The sequence below is a fragment of the Helicobacter pylori SA221C genome, assembly GCF_000476855.1.
In the GTDB taxonomy this organism is placed as follows: Bacteria; Campylobacterota; Campylobacteria; order Campylobacterales; family Helicobacteraceae; genus Helicobacter; species Helicobacter pylori_DK.
On the sequence record NZ_CBPT010000028.1, the window covers coordinates 1 to 4454 of the forward strand.

Annotated in this window: 6 protein-coding genes; 4 read left to right on the forward strand and 2 right to left on the reverse strand. The window is 36.3% G+C overall.

The features are described from left to right. Window positions 1-40: 40 nt before the first annotated feature. Both purU and sppA read right to left on the reverse strand, forming a co-directional pair. Window positions 41-922, reverse strand: coding sequence for a formyltetrahydrofolate deformylase (gene purU, locus QU01_RS07730; RefSeq protein WP_033763402.1), 882 nt, complete (start codon window positions 920-922; stop codon window positions 41-43). Window positions 923-924: 2 nt separating this feature from the next. Further along, on the reverse strand, window positions 925-1803 hold the full coding sequence (gene sppA / locus QU01_RS07735; protein ID WP_033763403.1) for a signal peptide peptidase SppA: 879 nt from the start codon (window positions 1801-1803) through the stop codon (window positions 925-927). 69 nt (window positions 1804-1872) lie between these two features. Here sppA and QU01_RS07740 point away from each other — a divergent pair, with 69 nt between their 5' ends. From QU01_RS07740 to QU01_RS07755, 4 genes are all read left to right on the forward strand, one after another. Further along, the gene (locus tag QU01_RS07740; protein ID WP_033763405.1) at window positions 1873-2133 is read left to right on the forward strand and encodes a hypothetical protein; all 261 of its coding nucleotides are present in this window, start codon (window positions 1873-1875) and stop codon (window positions 2131-2133) included. A 236-nt stretch (window positions 2134-2369) separates the two neighbouring features. Then, window positions 2370-3131 carry a hypothetical protein gene (locus QU01_RS07745; protein ID WP_033763583.1) on the forward strand — a complete coding sequence of 254 codons (762 nt, stop codon included), beginning with the start codon at window positions 2370-2372 and terminating at the stop codon, window positions 3129-3131. Continuing rightward, entirely contained in the window at window positions 3106-3603 is a 498-nt protein-coding gene (locus QU01_RS07750) for a hypothetical protein (RefSeq protein ID WP_195742664.1), read from the forward strand. Before QU01_RS07745 ends, QU01_RS07750 begins: the two co-directional genes overlap by 26 nt. A 32-nt stretch (window positions 3604-3635) precedes the next feature. Next, window positions 3636-4112: a hypothetical protein gene (locus QU01_RS07755; RefSeq protein WP_033763410.1), complete on the forward strand. Its 477-nt coding sequence runs from the start codon at window positions 3636-3638 to the stop codon at window positions 4110-4112. Window positions 4113-4454: the final 342 nt, after the last annotated feature.

The following is a 4454-nucleotide window of genomic DNA, read 5'->3' on the forward strand; positions in this document are numbered from 1 at the left end:
AACTCTACCAAACAATCCTAAAGCGCGCTAATGGAAGCATTCAAAACACCACCGTTTTGTTTTCATGCACAAACACCCGATCTTCTAAAACCAGTTTTAAAGCCCTAGCCAAAACCAGTTTTTCTATATCCTTACCCGCTAGGCGCATTTTTTCCACGCTGTAATTGTGGTTAATGGGCAGAGTGTCTTGTAAAATAATTGGCCCGGCATCAAGGCTTTCATTCACAAAATGTGCCGTGGCCCCGATGACTTTCACGCCCCTTTCAAACGCTTGTTGGTAAGGGTTAGCCCCAATGAATGCGGGCAAGAAACTATGATGGATATTTAAGATCTGATTTTCATAGCGCTTCGTAAAATCATGGCTTAAAATGCGCATGTATTTGGCTAAAACGAGCAGATCCGCGCTCACTTTGTGTCTTAATTCTAGGTCTTTAATGATCGCTAAAACTTCTTTTTCATGCAAAGCTTGATTATCGCAAGGCGCATGAAAATAAGGGATGTCAAATTTTTCCACTAAAGGGCGCAAAATCTCGTAATTAGAAATAACGCCTAAAATTTGAGCGTTCAATTCCCCCCCATACACCCTTAAAAGCAAATCCCCTAAACAATGGCTCTCTTTAGTAGCGAGTAAAATAATGTTTTTTTTATGCGTTAAAATGACTTCAATCAATAGCTCGTTAAAGTTTTCTAGGGCTTTAAAAAGAGCGGTTTTTAAGGATCGTTCTTCTTGCTCTTTAATTTCAACATTCAAGGGCTTGATTTCTTTTTGGATTTTTAGCCGCATGAAAAAGCGCTGTTTTAAGGGATCAACAAATTCATCGTTTTTGACGATGTTATAGCCCTTGTCAGCGATAGTACTACTTATCGCGCTCACCAAGCCTTTAGAGTCTCTAGCTTGAATTTTTAAAATAAATTCTAACATCTTTATCTCATTAATAATTGATAGCCAAAGGCTTGCGTGATGATATTACTTGCTGATTGCGTGGCTTTTTCAATGAAGCGCTCCATGGGACTTTTTTCCAGCCAATAAGCTTTTTTAACCTTACTCAATTCCATTAAACGATCTTGGGCTTGCTTAATCGTGCTGATTTTATCAATGAGTTTTAATTTTAAAGCGTTTTGAGCGCTAAAGACCTTCCCTTCAGCAAAATCCTTATAATCCTTAGCGTCTAATTTCCTAGCTTTTGCGACATCATTCACAAACATTTGGTATTGCTCATTGACTAAATTTTGCAAAAATTCTTTTTCGTTGGGTTTCCATGCTCTGGTGAAAGTGCCTATCTCTTTGTATTCGCCCGCATGCACGCCTTGAGTGGCTACGCCGACTTTATTGAGCAAATTTTCCACATTCGCGCCTGAAAAAATCACCCCAATCGATCCTATCAAACTCGCTTTAGAGGCATAAACTTCGCTCGCTTGCATGCCCGCATAATAGCTCCCGCTCGCCATAACCCCCCTAGCATACGCTAAAACGGGCATTTTTTGCTTCAAATCAACGATTTTTTCGCTCAATTCCACGCTCGCTGACACCGCCCCACCAGGAGAGTCGATCAAAAGCAAAACGCCCTTAATGCTAGGGGTTTTTAAGATTTTATCCACTTCTTTGTCAAAATCCTCGGTGCTAAAAATCGCCCCATTTAAATAGAGTTTAGCGAGATTGGGCGGGGCACTTGGCGCGCTTTCTTTAGCGCTAAAAAAGACTAATACAATGAGTAACAGCACAAACGACTTGAAATACTTCGTGATAAAATCTAAAGGCATAATGATTAAAGCCTTAAAGATTTTTTGAATGAAACTCCACATGCAATTTTCCTAGACTTAAAATTTCACCATAAGAGTGTATTATACTTCAAATGTTTTAAGGATTAAATCATGGCGTGTAAATTTTGCCCCAAGATCAGAAAAACAGATTGGATTTTTATTTTAATCGCCGCTTTAGGTTTTTATGCAGTCAATAAGCTAGGGTATGCGCCCAAATTCAATGCCCCCACTTCAAAGCCTTCACGCCCTCTTTCACGCCCTATTGAAAAGCCTAATAATATGACCGAAGAAGAAAGGAAGAAGCGTTTTATAGAGCTGCAAAAAGAATGCTTACTCCATAAAGACAAAAAGGCATGCGAAGAGGTTTTTTAGATTGTTTTTGTTGTATTTTGCGCTTTTAAGGTCATTGTCAATTTTATACGCTCTTTTTGTTTGTAAAAAGGCTTTTTTTAGCGGTGGTTTTTAGCTATTCTAACACCCCCCAACACCCCAAAATTCAAGCACTCTTAAGCTAAGTCTAAGTCTACTATAATCAAAAGATTTTAAAGGGAACTTAAAATCGTATTTATATTTGAGAATTTGATAAAAGTATTAAAGGAAGATATATCATGAAAGCCTTTGTGGTTGATTTAGATGAAAGAGAAAATTGTGAAGTTTTATGCAAGTTTCATTTTGACAGAGAGGGGAAAAGTAAGCTTGAATACGCTTATTACGACAATCAAGCTGTTTCTAACATGCATGAGGTAGCCAATAAGATTAAAACTCTCATTCAAAAGAGTCTAAAAAATAATGAATACACTTTGCTAAATCGCAATGAAATTAAAGAAGCCTTTTTTAATCCCTTACAAGAGCGATTAAATAAAACTAAGGTTTTTCTTTCTCATTCGCATATTGACATGGAAAATAATGATTTTTTAGGCGTTAAAAATATCAAGTCCTTTTTAGAACCATCCGATCGTTCTAATTTAATATTTATAGACTCTCTCTTTTGGGATTATAAAAATGATATTCTAAAAGAAATAAAAAAATATCATATTGATATAAGCAAGATTAAAGACGCTTTCACGCTCATTCTCAGAGAATCTTTAGAAAACATGATCAAAAAATGCCCCTATTTCGTGTTTTTACAGAGTAAGAATAGTGTTTCTAATCAAGGGCTATTGTGCAATCAAGATCTATTAAAAATCACTTATTCCGCATGGATTTATGAAGAATTAAAAATCGCTAACACTTTCATAGCTGACACCGCTCTACAAGAATTGCACATTAAAGCCATGTGCGTTTCTTACGATGTCACAAACTTATTAAGGAGGTTTAAACCTATCTCTCTTAATGGTTTGTGTAATGAAATTTTCTCAACTTTATTATAAAGGATCTAGAATGAAAACTTATCAAAAATTACTGGGCACGAGCTGTTTGGCGCTGTATTTAGTGGGCTGTGGGGGTGGCGGTAGCGCTGAATCGCCGATTGAGATGAGTATGAATAGCAAGGGAGAGTTTCAAATCGACTCCAAAGCAGATAGCGTTACTATTCAAGGCGTGAAGCTTAATAGAGGTAATTGTGCTGTTAATTTTGTTCCAGTAAGAGAGGCGGTTCAAATGGGTGTTTTAAGTCAAATTACTCCAATTTCTATGCAAGATTTTAAAGATATGGCAAGCGTTTATAAAGAATTTGATCAAAAGGAAAAGGTGGCAAACATAGAAAATAAAATTTCTCAATTAGAACAAAAGGGTTTGATGATGGAGCCTCAAATCCTTAAATTTGGAGAAAGTTTAAAAGGTATTTCTCAAGGGTGCAATATTATTATAGAAGCAGAAATACAGACCAACAAAGGCTCCTAGACTTTCAACTTTAACAGATAAATTGGGCAAATATGGACAATCATAACCCCACAGACAGAGAAAAAGAAAGAGCAAAAATCCTTATAGAAGAGCTTAAAATCTTGCAGAGCGTTATCAACAGAATGGCGCAAAATTCTTTGGAGTGCAAGAAATGGACACTCGCACTCGCTGTGGGTGTCTTATCCCTCAAAATAGAGGCGATCTCTCATCTTTATGGGTTATGCGTTTTAGGGGTGTTGTTAGCATGTTTTTATCTTTTAGACGCTTATTATCTCACGCAAGAAAGGTTGTTTAGGGAGCAATACCAATGGCTCATAAAAAACAGGCTTAAAACCGATGAAAGGCTGTTTGAAGTCTTTCCTGCTCATCAAACTTGCCGGTGCGCGTTACACTTACGCACCATGCGTTCGTTTAGCCTTTTCCCTTATTGGGTGTTAGGTCTTTGCTTGGTGGTCTATGGTTTTGTTTTTAATTCTGTTTCAATGAAGTGTTGCTATAAAAGAGCCTGATTCCAATCAAACGATAACTTTTAAAGCGTTTTAAGATTTAGAGTATCGCAAAATAACCCCCTATTTTCTCATAAATTTCACTATAAAATAAAACTTAAAACTATAAAAATAAGACTTTAAACACCAATACTTGATAAGAACAGAATTTTCAAATCCAAACGCATTCATAATCAGCTCAGACCCACCAAAAACACCAAAAGCAAAAATCAAACATTAAGAAATAAGAAACAACAAAAACAACAAGTAAAAAACCATAAGCAGTAAAAAAACAAACGATTAAGACATAAAAATTAAAACGCAATAAGATAAGAAATAACAAACACAAGCAAGTAAAACACAAGA

Bases quoted from the DNA above. Each gene is read 5' to 3' on its own strand.
- purU (WP_033763402.1), bottom strand. From the start codon at position 922: ATGTTAGAATTTATTTTAAAAATTCAAGCTAGAGACTCTAAAGGCTTG.
- QU01_RS07740 (WP_033763405.1), top strand. From the start codon at position 1,873: ATGGCGTGTAAATTTTGCCCCAAGATCAGAAAAACAGATTGGATTTTT.
- sppA (WP_033763403.1), bottom strand. From the start codon at position 1,803: ATGTGGAGTTTCATTCAAAAAATCTTTAAGGCTTTAATCATTATGCCT.
- QU01_RS07745 (WP_033763583.1), top strand. From the start codon at position 2,370: ATGAAAGCCTTTGTGGTTGATTTAGATGAAAGAGAAAATTGTGAAGTT.
- QU01_RS07750 (WP_195742664.1), top strand. From the start codon at position 3,106: ATGAAATTTTCTCAACTTTATTATAAAGGATCTAGAATGAAAACTTAT.
- QU01_RS07755 (WP_033763410.1), top strand. From the start codon at position 3,636: ATGGACAATCATAACCCCACAGACAGAGAAAAAGAAAGAGCAAAAATC.